Raw genomic sequence first — 16,431 nt, forward strand, 5'->3', positions numbered from 1 at the left:
ATGAATAAAAAATGGTTTTTTATGGGATTGTTATTAACGTTTACGGCGCAAGCGCAATTGTTTCAAACGGCAGAGCAAACGCAATCGCCGGCGCCAAAAGCCGAAACGCGCGCCCGTGATTTAGCCAGTTATTTAGATGAAACGCGTGATTTACACGCCTCATTTACGCAATTAGTCGCCAATAAAGGGCGTTACAACCAAAGCAGCGGCGAAATGTGGTTGGCAAAATCGGGGAAATTCTTTTGGGATTATCAATATCCCGAGCGGCAAAAAATCATCAGTAACGGCAAAATCGTTTATCAATATGATATTGATTTAGAACAAATTAGTGTGAGAAAACGCGATGAATTAGTCGGCGATATTGCGATGAAAGTTTTATCAGGAGAAACCAAACTCGCGAGCGCTTTTCGTACCAAAATCATCGCGCAAAATAAAGCGCCGGTGGAATTGATGCCGTACATTAAAAATCAGGGCACGGTTTATCAATTACTGCCGAAAACCGAGCAAAATGCTTATGATTCCGTGTGGATTGCGATGCAGGGCGGCGATATCAGCGCGCTGATGATCGACGCGGGGCGCGGCGCCAAAACCGTGCTCGCGTTTCACCAATTAGAACGTAATCAAAATATTCCTGCGCAAAAATTTGAATTTACACCGCCAAAAGGCGTTGATGTGGTCGGCGGCGAACATTAATGATGACGGAACAAGCTTCCCTGTTTGCTGCGTCTACACCTTTGGCGCAACGATTGCGCCCGCGGACTTTAGCCGAATATGTAGGACAACAACATATCGTGGGGCAGGGAACGCCGCTTGCCGTTGCCGTTGAACGCAAACAACCTTTTTCCATGGTGTTGTGGGGCGCGCCGGGTTGCGGCAAAACCACGCTGGCTTTATTGCTTGCGCATTTATTTGATGCGGAATTTATTCGTTTATCGGCAGTATTTTCTGGCGTTAAAGAAGTACGCGAAGCCAGTATTCAAGCGCAATTGTTCCATCAAAACGGGCGGCAAACTTTGTTATTTATCGATGAAATTCATCGTTTTAATAAAGCGCAACAAGATGCTTTATTGCCTGATATTGAAAATGGCGCCGTGATTTTTATCGGCGCGACCACGGAAAATCCTGCGTTTCATCTTAATCGGGCGCTTTTGTCGCGTGTGCGCGTGTTGGCGTTAAAACCGTTAAGCGCGGAAGATATCGAAAAAACGTTGCGCCGCGGTTTATCCGCATTGGGTAAAGACGATTTATCCGCTGATGCCGAGCTCAAAACGATTGCGCGTTTTGCCGGCGGCGATGCGCGTAAAGCATTGAATGATTTAGAGGAATGGTCATTATTGCTTGATGGCGGATTGTCACCGCAAAGTGCTTTAGAAAAATTGCTGGCGCATCGACCACAATCTATTGATAAACAAGGCACTTTATTTTACGAACAGTTATCCGCGTTTCATAAATCATTGCGCGGTAGCAGTGTTGACGGCGCGTTATATTGGTGTGCGCGCATGCTGGAGGGCGGCGTGGATCCGTTGATTTTATGCCGGCGTATGTTGTGCGTGGCAAGTGAAGATATTGGCAATGCCGATCCCAATGCTTTGAATTTAGCATTGAATACGTATCAAACTTTTGAGCGTTTGGGCGCGCCGGAAGGTTATTTGGCAATTGCGCAGTGTGTAACCTATTTAGCGTTGGCGCCGAAAAGTAACGCTGCTTATTTGGCATTTAATCGCGCTGTGGATTACGTGAAAAATCACCCCGCCGCGGCGGTGCCCGAACATTTAACTAATACACCCGCTTATGGTAAGGAAAAAACGCCTTACCGTTATCCGCATGATGAAGCTTTTGCTTATGCCGTCGGGCAGCGTTATCTCCCTGATCAGATGGAGAATATTCGTTTTTATTATCCCAATGAACGCGGTTTTGAGCGGAAATTGGCAGATAAACTGGCGCGTTTGCAGGAATTGGAAGCGCAAGCGGCGGATAATGCTTGAGTTGTCATTGATTGTGTGTATAATTTTCCCTCTTTATTTTCGGCGCTTTGAGCGCAATTTATTGGAGAATATTTATGTTTGCAGTTATCGAAACCGGCGGTAAACAATATAAAGTGAAGCCTGGGCAACGATTACGCGTAGAATCTTTAGCCGGTGAAGTCGGCGATAAGATCGCTTTTGATAAAGTTTTATTGGTTGCGGCAGGGGAAGAAGTTAGCGTTGGCGCGCCATATGTTGCTGGCGGCAGCGTACAAGCAACGATTGCCAATCACGGTCGTCATAAAAAAGTGACGATTATTAAATTCCGTCGCCGTAAACATTCAATGAAACGACAAGGGCATCGCCAAAATTATACAGAAATCGTTATTGACACGATTAACGGCAAAACAGAATAAGGAGAACGAATCATGGCACATAAGAAAGCAGGCGGATCCAGCCGTAACGGACGCGATTCCAAAGCCAAACGCTTGGGTATTAAACGTTTTGGCGGCGAATTAGTTTCTGCCGGCAGCATTTTAGTTCGCCAACGCGGCACCCCTTTTCATGCTGGTGAAAATGTCGGCATGGGAAAAGATCACACATTATTTGCTACAGCAACGGGCAAAGTATCTTTTTCCATTCGCGGTGCAGAAAAACGCCGATTTGTTAGCGTAGAAGAGATTCAGTCGTAATGGTTGCGAATCTTATTCGAGCCTCGCTTTGCGAGGCTTTTTTGTTAGAAAAAAAGAGGATTTATGCGTTTTGTTGATGAGGTTGTGATTAACGTAAAAGCCGGAAAGGGCGGAAACGGCATTGTGAGTTTTCGGCGCGAAAAATATATTGAATTCGGCGGCCCTGACGGCGGCGACGGCGGCGACGGCGGCAGCGTTTATTTGCGGGCAAGCGATGGATTAAATACCTTATCCGATTTTCGTTATACACGACATTTTGAAGCCGAAAACGGTGCAGCCGGCGAAGGACGCAATAAGCGCGGCAGAAGTGGCGAAGATTTATATATTGATGTGCCGCTGGGAACGCAGGTTTTTGTGGCAGAAACTGATGAATTAATGGGCGATTTAACCGCCGTGGGGCAAACATTATTGGTTGCTAAAGGCGGTTTTCACGGCATCGGTAATACGCGTTATAAAAGTTCCGTCAATCGTGCGCCGCGACAATGTAAAGCTGGCGGTTTGGGCGAGGAACGCGTGATTCGTTTGGAATTAAAATTGTTAGCTGATGTGGGATTGTTGGGCATGCCGAATGCCGGAAAATCGACTTTAATCGCACAAGTTTCTTCAGCAAAACCCAAAATTGCGGATTATCCGTTTACCACGTTACACCCGAATTTAGGCGTGGTGCGCGTGGGTGCTTTGCAAAGTTTTGTGATGGCAGATATTCCCGGATTGATCGCGGGTGCTGCCGACGGCATGGGATTAGGACATCAATTTTTGCGGCATTTAGCGCGCAATCGCATTTTATTGCATTTATTGGATTGTTCACCAATGAGCGATTCGCAAAATCCGATTACCGATTTTGAACAAGTCAGCGCGGAACTGATTAAATATGATGCTGATTTTGCACAAATTCCGCGGTGGTTAGTGCTTAATAAAATGGATACGTTGCCGCCGGAATTATGGCAACAAAAGCAGGAAGAAATTGTGCGCGCTTTGAATTGGCAGGGGAAAGTGTTTTCCATTTCTGCCGCGGCAGGCATAGGCACTGCCGAATTATGTACGGCAATTATGCAGGAATTAACGGCAATGAAAGCCAATCAAACGGCAGAGAATGACGAGCCAAACGCGCCAGAATTGATTTAAAAACAACTGCCGCGCGCCCGTTATCCAGCAATGAATTGCACGCCTTGCATATCAATCGTGATTTTTTGATGATCGGCGGGCAACGTTTTAGCAAAACTGATAATACAATCGCCTAAACCGCTGCCGCTGATTTTGCTTGCCAAAGTATCGGGGTGAGCGCGCGCGGCGGCAATCATTGCGGCAAGCGTATCATCACAAACGCCCAATTCTTCCATATGCTGCTGATAATGCGCGAGTGCGGCATAAAAATCTTGCCAATGATGATGTTCGGCGGCGGCGATTGCGTGCGCGGCAGTTTCTCCCATCGTTTGATAGAGTTGCGCGTAAAAATCCGGCGAGCCGCGCATTTTTTCAGCGATTTGATATAAAACGACATCGGTCGGCGTTTTATAACCGCTGTAACGTAATCCAACATCAACCGGCGGCAACGGCAGCGCCGAAACGCTTACTTCCGGTAAATTGCGGTAAGCAATCATGCCGCCCCATAAACTCGCCGCTAAATCCGCGCCACTACCGCGGCTTTGCAAACTGCGCACAATGGTCAATGCTTGCGTGTGCAGCGTTTCGCGGCGTTCGTCTTCACCGGTATGCCGCGCTAAAGCGGCTAATGTGGCAACAGTAACCGCAGCTGAGCTGCCCAAACCTAAAGTTGGATCAATGGCGCTGTCGATTTCTAAAGTTAGCCCGCCGCTGTGCGGATAGCGCTCCAAACACGCGATCACAAACGCCAGCGGTCGATAAGGTTTTAAAAATCCTGCCGTACTTTCATAATCGCCAAGCGCGCTGTGAATGGTGATTTTGTCGTCATTGCGTGGCGTTAAACGCACGCGAATCCGTTGCGCGATGGCGGCAACAATGGCGGGTTGTCCGTAAACAACGGCGTGTTCACCGCAAATCATCACGGAACCAGAAGCAGAAGTTTCAATTGTCATGGGCGTACTCATCAAAAAACGGCAGTGTAACGGAGAAACGGATCCGCCGTAATTATGCATCACGGCGGATATTTTTTATTTTAATTGATAAAAATCAGCATCGCCTTGACCGTAACGATCAGGACGGAAACCGCGATGAGGCGAAAAGAAGCTTTCAATGCCGCGATGAACATTTAACACCATGGCAAAAATCGCCATGCGCACGGTGACGCCATTATCGGCTTGCCGGAAAATCGCAAGTTGCGGGTGATTATCTAAATCGGTTGACAAATCAAAAGCGCCGGCGCGGCTGTCTCGCGGCAACGGGTGCATGATGATGGTTTCCGGTGTGGCATAACGCGCAACGGCAGCGGCATTAATGCGGAATTTTTCGCTGTATCCTTCCATTAATTCGCCGTCTTTAATACGTTCGCGTTGGATACGGGTGGCGTAGATGATGTCGGTTCCCGGAAGACCGTTGGCGATATCGTCAAATTCTTGTACGTCGTGACCGCGGCTGCGTAACAGTTCTAATAATTCTGCTGGCGCGCGCAGCGTTTCGGGGGCGATGAAACGGAAATGAATGTTATCAAACAATGAAAGCAGTTTTGCCAGTGAATGAATGGTGCGCCCGTTTTTTAAGTCGCCAACCATGGCAATGGTCATGCCGTCAATATTTTTTTTCAGACGTTCAAATTCGTTATTGATGGTGTAATAGTCGAGCAGCGCTTGTGATGGGTGCTCGCCGATGCCGTCGCCGGCATTGATAACGGGCACGTTGATTTTAGAGGCAAATTCGGCAACCGATCCTTGATCGGGGTGACGCATGACGATGACGTCAGCATAACCAGCAATTACGCGCGCGGTATCGCTTAAAGATTCGCCTTTGGAAATTGAGGAAAAGGTAAAGCCGGTAGTATCAACCACGCTGCCGCCCAAACGCGCAAAAGCGGTGTGAAAACTCATGCGGGTGCGCGTACTGGCTTCAAAAAATAAGTTTGCCATGACGGAGCCGTCTAAAACGTTGCAGCGCACTTTGCGTTGCGCGACGGGTTCGAGCAGTTTTGCCGTCATTAATAATTCTTCGAGATCTTGTCGGGAAAAATGATCGATGCTCAAAATATGGCAACCAACAAGGGACATTTTTAACTCCTTAAATCGTGAATTTTGGTGATTCCTTTTTCTTGACGCGCTCGAGCCTCATCGTAAGATGCTCGGCGGCAATAAGGTTTTTGGAGGGAATCAAAGCGGCGATTTTAATCGCTGAAATCGGGTTTTTAAACTAAATTTTTACATTTTTACTAAAAATTAGCGGTTATTATTCATTTTTACGGTCAAAATTGAACAAGGAACAACAAGCATGATTGGCTTAATACAACGAGTTGAACGCGCCAGCGTTTGCGTTGAGGGAAAAGAAATTGGCGCGATTGATCGCGGATTATTGGTTTTTGTGGGCATTGAACGCGCGGATTCTGCGCAACAAGCGGAAAAATTGGCGCAAAAGTTGCTCAATTATCGCGTTTTTGAAGATGAATTGGGCAAGATGAATTTAAACGTGCAACAAATAGGCGGCGAATTATTGCTAGTATCGCAATTTACTTTGGCGGCTAACACGCAAAAAGGTAATCGTCCAAGTTTTGATCCGGCGATGGCGCCGCAAGAAGCAGAACCATTATTTGATTATTTTTGCCAAACGGTGCACACGCATTATCCGCATACGGCAACGGGACGTTTTGGCGCTGATATGCGCGTGCATTTGATTAACGATGGTCCAGTGACTTTTTGGTTACACGTATGACGAATAACGAAGCACGCGGCGAGCAAACGTCGCTGAATCAGTCTATCGATTTTATTTTGGCGTCCACTTCACCACGGCGTGCGGATTTATTGCGTCGGGCGGGTTATCGTTTTGAGATTGTGGCGCCGGCAGTGGAAGAAAGAATTGGCAAACAGGAAACGGCAGCGGATTTGGTTTTACGTTTAGCGACAGAAAAAGCTAAACGCGTGGCGCGCGATTATCCGCAGCGCATTATCGTGGCGGCGGATACGGTGGTTTATCAAGCGCCGCGGATTTTTGGAAAACCGAAAGATGCTGATGAAGCATTGGCAATGTTAATGCAGCTTTCCGGTAGTTGGCATGAGGTTTTTACTGGTTTTGCAGTGTGTACGCCAACGCGTTGTATGCAAAAAGTTGTTACAACACGGGTTAAAATGGTGGCGGCACCAGCAAAATGGTTGATTGACTACATCGCTACGGGAGAACCGTTCGATAAAGCCGGCGGATATGGTATTCAAGGGGCAGGTTGCGTGTTGATTGAAACCATCGTCGGCGATTTTTTTAATGTGATGGGTTTGCCGATGTCGGCGCTTGCTGCCGTGTTGGCGGAATTGACTATTGTGCCTTTTAAAATTGATTAAAAAGGTAGATATCATCATGGAATTAATGAATATGACGCTCGCACAACCCATTTCGCCTAATATCGAAATATTGGTTAATCACACGCCTTATGAAACGCGGGTGGCGCTTTTGGAAGATGGTTTATTGCACGATGTTTTAATCGAACGCGAGCGCCGGCGCGGCATCGTTGGCAATATTTATAAAGGCAAAGTGCAACGGGTTTTGCCGGGCATGGAAGCGGCGTTTATTGATATTGGTTTGGAACGCGCGGGTTTTTTGCATATGAAAAATATTTCTTTGCCAACGGAAATGGTGGGCAAAGAACAAAAAATTTCTGAAATTTTGCATGAAGGCGAGTCGATATTGGTGCAAGTTTTAAAAGATCCGATCGGCACAAAAGGCGCGCGTTTGACGACAGAAATTTCAATTTCTTCACGTTTTCTCGTTTTTTTACCTAAATCGCATGATATCGGCGTTTCGATCAAAATCGTATCGGAAACGCAGCGGCAGAATTTGCGCGAAATGATGCATGAATTTCACCGCGGACAAGAAGGCGGTTTTATTGTGCGCACGGCGATTGAAACCGCTGATTTTTGGGCGATGCGGGCGGATATGCAATATTTACACCGCGTTTGGGATTCGATTTTAACGACGTATCGCGAAAGCTATGCCAGCACGTTAATTTACGGCGATTTGCCGTTATATCAAAGGGTTTTGCGTGATTATATTTCGCCGCAAGTCAAACAAGTTATTGTTGATGATCCCGAGGCGTATCGCGCGATGGCGCAGTTTGCTGGCAATTTTTTAATTGAAATGGCAGACAGGATTACGCTTTATGACGGCGATCGCACTTTATTTGATCGTTATGGCGTGGAAGAAGAAATTGAGCGGGCGTTAAAACGTCGCGTGGATTTAAAATCCGGCGGTTATTTGATGATCGATCAAACGGAAGCGATGACGACGATTGATGTTAATACCGGCGGTTTTGTGGGGAAATCGTCTCAAGAAGATACGATTTTTAAAACGAATTTAGAGGCGGCAAAGTCGATCGCGCGGCAATTACGCATTCGTAATTTAGGCGGCATTATTATGCTTGATTTTATTGATATGACGTCAACCGAGCATCAGCAAAGCGTGGTTGATGCGTTATTAAATGCGCTTGCCGGCGATAAAAGTAAATATACGATCAGTCCAATTTCGCCGTTGGGCATTATTGAAATGACGCGGAAAAGAACGCGGGAAAGTTTGAAGCAGGTGATGTGTGAAACGTGTCCGCGGTGCAGCGGGCGCGGTTATGTGAAAACTACGGAAACCATTGTTTATGAATTGTTTCGCGATTTGATGCGTGAGGCGCGGGAATATGCGCCCAAAGGTATGACGGTGATTGGTAATCCGGATTTTATTGAGTTTATTCGCGAGGAGGAATCTATGGCGTTTTCTGATTTGCAAATTTTGCTGAAAATGCCGATCCGTTTGCAAAGTGATGGCGCTTATTCTCAAGATAAATACGATATTGTGATGATGTAGCATTACGATGCAAATGAACGTGCGGCGATAGCGGTTTTTTGTTGGTTTCTTACAACAAATTTGTTGCGCCGTTACCAAAAAATAAGTATGATTGCCCGTGGATTAGGCAATCCGCGGACGCGCAGATTATCAGTTAGCTTTTGCTAGGAGTAAAAAATGAAAAAATCATTAATCGTATTAGGCATTGCAGCCGGTCTTGTTGGCTTGGCGCAAGCAGAAAATACCACAACCCTTTATGGCGCAATCGGTGCATCAACCTCAATGAAAGATGGTTTGACTCACGAAGAAGGTAGTTATTCTCAAAAAACCGTTGATAAAATCACTAAAAAAGAAGACAAAAAAGAAGATAAGAATTTCGTAAAAGACGTTAAAGACACTTGGGACGAAAACATTTGGGATTTAAATACTAGCCCTGCAAAATTCGGTATCAAAGGTACTGAAGATTTAAGCAATGGTTTGCAAGCTTTCTATAAAATGGAATTCGGCTTTGATCCCAATGAAGGTGTTAACAGCACTCGTTATGCTTACATCGGTTTAAAAGGTGATTTTGGTACCTTAACATTAGGTAAATCTAACGCGCTCTACGGCGATTTAACCACTTATAACGATATTTTTGAAAACGGTTTCTTTGATGAAAATGCTCATTATGGCAATTTGACCAAAAACAACCGTATTGCAAAACAAATTCGCTATGATTCACCTGATATGTCTGGAATGCACTTCGGTATCGCAGGCATTTTAGACGGCAGTCATAATGTTGTAGAAACTTCTGATTCAAAATCTTTCGTTGGCTTCCAAACTGGTTTGTGGTATGAACAAAACGGTTTATATGCAAGCGTTGCTTACAGCAATTTAGATGGTGATTATCAAAATTGCTTAGATCACGGTAAAGTTAAAAAAGAATGCAGCAGCTTCACTAAAGGCTCTACCGAAGTTATCGGCGCTAATGTTGGTTATGAAAATGATCAATTCCGCGTTGGTTTAGGCGCAGAACACGCTGCTTCTTTAGGCGAAAAATATAACCTCGCTGGCGCTTATTACATGGGACCAAACACATTCCGCGCTGGTTTTGCTGTTTCTGATTCTGATGACTTTAACCGCGTTATCAGCAACCAAGGAACTGTTGGCAAAGGTGAAACTGCTTACACTTACGCTTTAGGTTATCAATATAACTTCAGCAAACGCACCTTTACTTACATCGATGGCACTTATATCGATTATTCCGATAACAAAGTTGCTGATGATGGCTACCTCATTAACGTAGGATTGCGTCACGATTTCTAATTTAGGATGACTGATAATTCAAAAGGATTTGAATGAAAAGCGGGTTTAACTACCCGCTTTTTTTATGAAGATTTATTTTTAGATTATTTTTATATATCAATAAAATAGTCTTTTAATGTTGTAAAAAAACGACAAAATAGCAATTGTTGGTTTCTTGCAACAAATTTGTTGCGCCGTTACCAGAAAATAAGTATGATCACGCTCGGATTAGGAACTGTTCAAAATTGATAGATTATTTAGCTTTTGCTAGGAGTAAAAAATGAAAAAATCATTGATCGCGCTGGCTGTCGCCGCGAGTTTTGTAGGTATCGCACAAGCAGAAAACACAACAACTCTTTATGGTGCTCTTTCTGCAGAAACAGCTTTCAGCGATAGCAAAAATGATAAGGAAGATAATAAATGGGATTTAAACTACGGCACCGCAAAATTTGGTATTAAAGGTACTGAAGATTTAAGTAACGGTTTACAAGCCATTTATAAAATGGAATTTAAGTTTGGTTCCGAAGCTGGTGTTAGCGAGACACGTTATGGCTATGTTGGTTTAAAAGGCGATTTCGGTACTTTAACTTTAGGTAAAACCGATTCGTTGTACGGTGATTTAACTACTTACAATGATATTTTTGAAAATGGTTTCTTCGATGATGAAAATGCCAACTATTCAGCTATTAGAGGCGGTAGCCGTATTAGTAAACAAATCCGCTATGATTCACCTGATATGTCTGGATTGCACTTCGGCATCGCTGGTATTTTAGATGGCAGTCATACAGTAGCAACTCATTTGAAGAAAGATGATTCAAAATCTTTTGTTGGTTTCCAAACTGGTGCATGGTATGAACAAAATGGTTTATATGCGAGCCTTGCTTACAGCAGTTTAGATGGTGATTGGATTGCTAAAACAAATCAAGGTAGCACCGAAGTTATCGGCGCCAACATTGGTTATGAAAATGATCAATTCCGCGTTGGTTTAGGCGCAGAACACGCTGCTTCTTTAGGCGAAAAATACAACCTCGCTGGTGCTTACTATTTAGGACCAAACACATTCCGCGCTGGATTTGCTGTTTCTGATTCTGATGAGTATAACGCTGGTGAAACTGCCTACACTTACGCTTTAGGTTATCAATATAACTTCAGCAAACGCACCTTCACCTACATCGATGGTACCTACATCGACCACGGCGATAATGAAAAAGCAGATGACGGTTACACCGTTAACTTAGGATTGCGTCACGATTTCTAATTTAGGATGACTGATAATTCAAAAGGATTTGAATGGAAAGCGGGTTTTAAGCCCGCTTTTTTATGGCAAAAATGATTTTAAAGATTGCGCTATCGCATGGCTTATGTCATCAATAGCATGTTGATATTGTTGACTTAATTCCTGCGGCGTCACCGCATTAAGCGGATAATGTTTGATCAACGTAAACGTTTTTGGCGGTTGTTTGGCGCGCGCAATGTGCCATACGGCATGAACATAAAATTGTTGTTTTTTTTCGTCGGCAATCATGTCGTAAATACGCACATCAATCCAACGCGTTGGGCGAATATTAGGCGCCAGCGGATAAACATGAATCGTTTGTTTACTCAAATAACCCAAATTTTGTAACAAAACATTGCGCACATTTTCCGGCAGATTTTGTCCCCAGCGCGCGTGAGGATTTTTAACTAACTGATTATTGGCGCGCAAATATTGAAAATTGAGCGTATTTAAATAATCCGGCAAATCAACATCGCGCAGCGCGGTAATTTCTTTAGTTTGTGGTGCAGCAGCAACAGAAATCGGCAGCGGTCGCAATAAATAATCCGTTTTTTGTGTTGCACAACCCGTTGATAATAATAAAAAAATAATAAATGGTATCTTTTTCATCTTTATTCACCCATCAAAAGCGCGTTGGGTTTTTCTTTGATTTTTTGCATGACACCATCGATGGTGCGCATTAAAATTTGCATCTGTTGCACCGTTTGCTGCGTGCTGTAATACAAAGAAGATTCAGGGCTCAAACCATACAAAGTCGCCTCCAATTGCCGGCTCAAATTCCGCATTTGTTCATTTAAATTCACCATACTGTTTTGCGCTTGTTTGCTCGTTGCTGTTACGCTTTGTAACGTTGTTTGCAGCGTTTTTCCGAGCTGTTGCATTTCTTTATGGGCAAGCATACCGGCAGCTGATTCCGCGGCGTGATCGACATGCGTTAATAACGATTCCGTTTTAGCGCCAATTGCCGTAAATGGAATATGATTCACCGCGGCAACAATATCGCTTATTTGTTCGGGAATTTTGTGAATGCCACCGTTATGAACGGGCAAAGTTAGATGACGACTATAACGATCGGGCGTCAATTCGCCGATATTGTCGGGATAAAGCGCTAAATGAATCATTTTTTTGCCGGTTAAAAAATTGCCCGTTTTTAAAGATGCGCGCAATCCCTGCGCCACTAACGTTTTTATCATTTCTTGATCGGCGGCGGCGCGATCGATGCGCGACCATTCCAAAGCAATTACCACCGGCGTGACGATTTTTTTGCGTTCCTGATCATAAAGCAAACGAATTTCAGAAACTTCACCAATCGTCATGCCGTTAAATTCCACCGGTGCGTGCGGCAATAAACCGTGGACGCTGTCTTCAAAATAAAGCACAAAATATGTGCGCGCGAAATGATCGGATTCTAGACTGGCTTTTTCGGAAGGATAGAGATTAAAAACTTTATTTTTATCAAATGATTGATGATTTTGTAACGTTGCATCGGGCGTTGATAAAACAATGCCGCCCAAAGCCAAAGTTTCCATTGAATACATACTAAATTGCGCGCCGGCAGCGGTAAAACTCAATTCAAAACCGCTGGCATTCCAAAATTTAGTATCGTTATGAATTAACGCGTCGTACGGCGTGCGCACAAAAGCGGTGATATAAATCCGGCTGAATTGGTCGCCGAAATGAATTTGTTCAATTTGCCCGATTTTCACGCCGCGATAATATAAAGGCGAACCAATATTTAATCCTTTGCTGCTTTCTGCGGATAAAGTAATGCGTAAACCGGATTCATCGGTATTCAATAACGGCGGCGCCGGCAACATTTCAAAAAAGCGCGATTTTTCATCGCTAATCCCCGGATTTATTTCAATATAACTGCCGGAAACCAACGTATTTAAACCCGTAATACCGGCGGCGGAAACTTGCGGTTCAACCAACCAAAATTGACTGTCTTCATTTAACAATTCTGCTGCGTTTGCCGTCATTTGCGCGGTGGCGATGACGTGTTGGCGGTCGGCGGATAATGATATTTCGGTAATCGTTCCAATATCGAGGTATTTATAGCGGATTTTGGTTTTATTTTCGATTAAACCTTCGGCAGATGTTCGTTTTAAACGAATTACGGGGCCAATATCGCTTAAACGGTCGTAGGCGAGATAAAGTCCTACCGCCAGCGCGAATAACGGAAAAAGCCAAAGCAGTGAAAAACGGTTTTTTTTAACGATTGGAGTGTTCATAATGGCGATAATGATCCCAAAGTAAACGAATATCAAACGATTCAGTGGCAAACATAGTGAAAACAACCACGCCAGCAAACGCAAAAACGCCAATTGCCGGCGTAATTTGCGCGAGTCTGCCGTGAATCAACGCGCCTAATAATGCCACCACGAAAACGTCAATCATCGACCAACGACCAATAAAATGAATCCAACGATAAAGTTTGGTTTGTATGATCGGCGGGCGGCGTGGGCTGTCGTGGCTTAATAAATAAAGTAAAACGGCGATTTTGGCAAAAGGCGTCATGATGCTGGCAAGAAAAATAATGGCAGCAATTAAATATGAGCCGTGATGCCACAATAAAATAATCGAGCTCAAAATGGTGTCGGGGCGCGGCGCATCGAGTAAATAACTGGTGTAACTGATCGGCAATAAATTTGCCGGAAAAAATAATAAAATCGCGGTGATCAAATAAGCCCAAGTGCGTTCTTTGCTGTTGTGTTTACGGCTTGAAATGCGCGCGTGGCAATGCGGGCAAAATGATTCCGTAGCGTGGGCAACGTTGCCGCAGCTTAAGCAGTGAATGAGTTGCTGGGATTGTGCTGTATTATTCATCTTCATCGTATCTATCGAAAATTGCATCGCGCAAATCAAATTGCGTGTTGACCATAATCGAGCAAAACATTAAAACGCAAAACGCCCAAAAACCATTTTCAAATTTAACGCTTGCCATTTGCATAATTTTTACTAAAGTCACCATCACGCCCACCAAATACACTTCCAACATATTCCACGGCGACAAATGATGCAGCCAATGCAAAAATCGGCGCGCCAAACGCGATAAAACGCGAAAACGAAAGCTCAAAATTACCCAAATAACGATCAATAAATAAGATAACGGCGCCACAATAATAAAAAGCGTAATCATCAATGATAAGAAAAACAATCCATTATCAAATAAAGCTTGCACGCTGGAAAATACGGAAATTGTAGTGATTTCGCCTTGTAAATTGAGCGTAATAAAAGGAAAGGTATGCGCGAGCACGAATAAAATCAGCGCCGTGATCGCGTAAATCAGCGCTTTTCGAAAATCGGAGCAATGAGCGAGCATCACGCTGCCGCAGCGCGTGCATAATAATTTTTCGCCGGTTTTGGGCGGCAGAAAATGATGCAATTCGTCGCAATACGGGCAAACGATGAAACGGCGGGGATCGTGTGTTGACATCAACAAAAAAGGGGCATTCATGATGAATGCCCAAACTAGAAAAATAAAAAGCGATTATTCGCCACTAAAGCTTGAAATCAGATTGATTAAATGCAAAAAGATATTAAAAATATCCATGAATAAGGTTAATGTGGCAATAATATAGTTACTTTCACCGCCATTAATAATGCGGCTGGTGTCGTATAAAACATAACCCGAAAAGATCAAAATAAAGAGCGCAGAGCAAACAATATTGAGTAACGTCATGCCGAAAAACATTGAGCCCAAAGCAGCTAAAAGAACGATTAACATGCCGACGAATAAAAATCCGCCTAAAAAAGAAAAATCTTTACCGCTCAATAACACATAAGCTGACAAAGAAAAGAAAATAACCGCCGTGCCGATTAAAGCTTTCACGACTACTGCAGATCTTCCAACCGCAATGAGCATACTCAATAAATTAGAAACGTAAAAACCCAAAAATCCAGTTAATACGAACAATAAAACAATGCCAACGCCGCTGTTGCGTTTTGCAGAAATCGCCATCGGCAAACCCAAAATAACGAGCAAAGAAACGATAAACGGAACGTTGACTTTTAAAAGCATGCCGATATAAGCACAAAAAGCGCTGAATAAAACGTTCATGCCGAGTAAAGTATAGGTTTGACGCAAAACTTTATTGCGCGCGAGCACGCCATCGCGGTCAAACGATTGAACGGTTCGTTGAGATTCAAAATTCATTTTTTTTCCTTATTGGTTTGAATGAAAAGTGTTTTGATTCTAGCAGGATCCGGTTCATTGTAAAGAGAAAAAATGTATTTTTTATCGGTCAGAAATAGCAAAAAAAATGCGATTTTTTGTGGTAAAAACCTTGAAAAAAGGAAGAAAAAATGTGGGAAAAATGTCATCGACAATGGCATAAAATTAAATTTTATGTAAAACACGCGCATTTAGGCTTATTGCCGCCAGCGTGGTTAGCAAAATCTGCGGCGGCAGAGCTGGAACGTTTTGAACGCGCACCGGCAGAACTCCGCGCCGCCATTGAAAACCGCGTTCATTATTACAATGCACTGTCGCAACCGTTTTTCTTGCCGGAAACTGCGCCCCGCGTTTGCCATTTTCCGCGGCAAAAACCGTCTTCTTATTATTATGATTTAAAAGCATTATTACGTTATTTTCCGTTGGAACAACGTTTTTCTGCGCAATTTGGCGATGTCACCACGATTCCGGAATTGCCGCAATTCGTCAAAAGTCGTCCCATTACAAAAAATAATGAAAACGCCGTGTTACTCAAACTCGACAGCGTTCGCCATTTTTATCTTTATCCCGACCGGCTGCCGTTTCGCGCGAAAAAATCGCAACTCGTTTGGCGCGGTGCCGCGCATCAAAATCACCGAATCCGTTTTTTGGAACATTTTCATCAACACCCTTTGTGCGATGTTGGTTGCATTCACGCGCGTTCGGCAGCAAAACCTTATCACCGCGAATTTATGAGCGTAAAACGGCAATTACAATATCGCTATATTTTGAGTTTGGAAGGCAATGATGTTGCTACCAATTTAAAGTGGATTATGGCTTCAAATTCTTTATGTTTGATGCCGGCGCCGCGGTATGAAACGTGGATGATGGAAGGGCGTTTGCAAGCCGGCGTGCATTACGTTCAACTGCGCGATGATTTCGCCGATTTGGAAGAACAAATATTATTTTTTGAACGTTATCCCGAAGCTGCCGAAGCAATCATTAAAAACGCGCAACAGTGGATGAGTCAATTTGCCCGTCCTGAAACAGAATTGTGGACGGCTTTATTGGTGATGAAAAAGTATTTTTCTTTGCTGGAACCGCAGTAAATCGTTAGAATAC

18 protein-coding genes are annotated in these 16,431 nt (G+C 44.0%); 11 read left to right on the forward strand and 7 right to left on the reverse strand.

What is annotated here, in order from left to right; genetic code table 11:
- The 5 genes from AKG33_RS04055 to cgtA all read left to right on the forward strand — a co-directional run bounded on the left by AKG33_RS04055 (nucleotide 1) and on the right by cgtA (nucleotide 3,781).
- The gene (locus AKG33_RS04055; RefSeq protein WP_012030820.1) at nucleotides 1-693 is read left to right on the forward strand and encodes a LolA family protein; all 693 of its coding nucleotides are present in this window, start codon (nucleotides 1-3) and stop codon (nucleotides 691-693) included.
- A gap of 2 nt (nucleotides 694-695) precedes the next feature.
- Nucleotides 696-1,985 carry a replication-associated recombination protein A gene (locus tag AKG33_RS04060; RefSeq protein ID WP_012030821.1) on the forward strand — a complete coding sequence of 430 codons (1,290 nt, stop codon included), beginning with the start codon at nucleotides 696-698 and terminating at the stop codon, nucleotides 1,983-1,985.
- 74 nt (nucleotides 1,986-2,059) lie between these two features.
- A complete protein-coding gene (rplU, locus tag AKG33_RS04065; protein ID WP_012030822.1) occupies nucleotides 2,060-2,380 on the forward strand; it encodes a 50S ribosomal protein L21 in 321 nt (106 codons plus the stop codon).
- A gap of 12 nt (nucleotides 2,381-2,392) precedes the next feature.
- Nucleotides 2,393-2,656, forward strand: coding sequence for a 50S ribosomal protein L27 (gene rpmA, locus AKG33_RS04070; protein ID WP_012030823.1), 264 nt, complete (start codon nucleotides 2,393-2,395; stop codon nucleotides 2,654-2,656).
- A gap of 63 nt (nucleotides 2,657-2,719) precedes the next feature.
- A complete protein-coding gene (gene cgtA / locus AKG33_RS04075; RefSeq protein WP_012030824.1) occupies nucleotides 2,720-3,781 on the forward strand; it encodes an Obg family GTPase CgtA in 1,062 nt (353 codons plus the stop codon).
- Nucleotides 3,782-3,801: 20 nt separating this feature from the next.
- Here the strand turns inward: cgtA and AKG33_RS04080 are convergent, their stop codons facing one another.
- Nucleotides 3,802-4,773 carry a mevalonate kinase family protein gene (locus AKG33_RS04080; protein ID WP_228369830.1) on the reverse strand — a complete coding sequence of 324 codons (972 nt, stop codon included), beginning with the start codon at nucleotides 4,771-4,773 and terminating at the stop codon, nucleotides 3,802-3,804.
- A gap of 15 nt (nucleotides 4,774-4,788) precedes the next feature.
- The gene (pyrB, locus tag AKG33_RS04085) at nucleotides 4,789-5,835 is read right to left on the reverse strand and encodes an aspartate carbamoyltransferase (protein WP_012030826.1); all 1,047 of its coding nucleotides are present in this window, start codon (nucleotides 5,833-5,835) and stop codon (nucleotides 4,789-4,791) included.
- 217 nt (nucleotides 5,836-6,052) lie between these two features.
- Here pyrB and dtd point away from each other — a divergent pair, with 217 nt between their 5' ends.
- The 5 genes from dtd (at nucleotide 6,053) to AKG33_RS04110 (ending at nucleotide 11,138) form a co-directional block, all read left to right on the forward strand.
- Entirely contained in the window at nucleotides 6,053-6,490 is a 438-nt protein-coding gene (dtd, locus tag AKG33_RS04090; protein ID WP_012030827.1) for a D-aminoacyl-tRNA deacylase, read from the forward strand.
- Nucleotides 6,487-7,110 (forward strand): Maf family protein, encoded by a 624-nt coding sequence (locus tag AKG33_RS04095; protein ID WP_012030828.1) that lies wholly within the window; start codon nucleotides 6,487-6,489, stop codon nucleotides 7,108-7,110. Before dtd ends, AKG33_RS04095 begins: the two co-directional genes overlap by 4 nt.
- Before the next feature lie 16 nt (nucleotides 7,111-7,126).
- On the forward strand, nucleotides 7,127-8,617 hold the full coding sequence (rng, locus tag AKG33_RS04100; RefSeq protein ID WP_082203968.1) for a ribonuclease G: 1,491 nt from the start codon (nucleotides 7,127-7,129) through the stop codon (nucleotides 8,615-8,617).
- Nucleotides 8,618-8,773: 156 nt separating this feature from the next.
- Nucleotides 8,774-9,901 carry a porin gene (locus AKG33_RS04105; RefSeq protein ID WP_050707982.1) on the forward strand — a complete coding sequence of 376 codons (1,128 nt, stop codon included), beginning with the start codon at nucleotides 8,774-8,776 and terminating at the stop codon, nucleotides 9,899-9,901.
- Nucleotides 9,902-10,160: 259 nt separating this feature from the next.
- Nucleotides 10,161-11,138: a porin gene (locus AKG33_RS04110; RefSeq protein ID WP_050707983.1), complete on the forward strand. Its 978-nt coding sequence runs from the start codon at nucleotides 10,161-10,163 to the stop codon at nucleotides 11,136-11,138.
- A gap of 60 nt (nucleotides 11,139-11,198) precedes the next feature.
- Here the strand turns inward: AKG33_RS04110 and AKG33_RS04115 are convergent, their stop codons facing one another.
- The 5 genes from AKG33_RS04115 to AKG33_RS04135 are packed head-to-tail and all read right to left on the reverse strand — an operon-like array spanning nucleotide 11,199 to nucleotide 15,312.
- Complete coding sequence (locus tag AKG33_RS04115) at nucleotides 11,199-11,765, reverse strand: PqiC family protein (protein WP_012030832.1); 567 nt, start codon at nucleotides 11,763-11,765, stop codon at nucleotides 11,199-11,201.
- Nucleotides 11,766-11,767: 2 nt separating this feature from the next.
- On the reverse strand, nucleotides 11,768-13,387 hold the full coding sequence (locus AKG33_RS04120; RefSeq protein WP_012030833.1) for a PqiB family protein: 1,620 nt from the start codon (nucleotides 13,385-13,387) through the stop codon (nucleotides 11,768-11,770).
- A complete protein-coding gene (locus AKG33_RS04125) occupies nucleotides 13,368-13,982 on the reverse strand; it encodes a paraquat-inducible protein A (RefSeq protein ID WP_228369823.1) in 615 nt (204 codons plus the stop codon). The genes AKG33_RS04120 and AKG33_RS04125 overlap by 20 nt, the downstream gene beginning before the upstream one ends.
- Complete coding sequence (locus AKG33_RS04130; protein ID WP_228369824.1) at nucleotides 13,975-14,613, reverse strand: paraquat-inducible protein A; 639 nt, start codon at nucleotides 14,611-14,613, stop codon at nucleotides 13,975-13,977. Before AKG33_RS04130 ends, AKG33_RS04125 begins: the two co-directional genes overlap by 8 nt.
- A 33-nt stretch (nucleotides 14,614-14,646) precedes the next feature.
- Complete coding sequence (locus AKG33_RS04135) at nucleotides 14,647-15,312, reverse strand: Bax inhibitor-1/YccA family protein (protein ID WP_012030834.1); 666 nt, start codon at nucleotides 15,310-15,312, stop codon at nucleotides 14,647-14,649.
- A 149-nt stretch (nucleotides 15,313-15,461) separates the two neighbouring features.
- On the opposite strand from AKG33_RS04135, the gene lpsA reads away from it, so the two are divergent.
- Nucleotides 15,462-16,418 (forward strand): O-glucosyltransferase LpsA, encoded by a 957-nt coding sequence (gene lpsA, locus AKG33_RS04140; RefSeq protein WP_012030835.1) that lies wholly within the window; start codon nucleotides 15,462-15,464, stop codon nucleotides 16,416-16,418.
- The last annotated feature ends 13 nt before the right edge of the window (nucleotides 16,419-16,431 follow it).

Origin of the sequence: Dichelobacter nodosus (assembly GCF_001263335.1) — a bacterium.
Classification (GTDB): domain Bacteria; phylum Pseudomonadota; class Gammaproteobacteria; order Cardiobacteriales; family Cardiobacteriaceae; genus Dichelobacter; species Dichelobacter nodosus.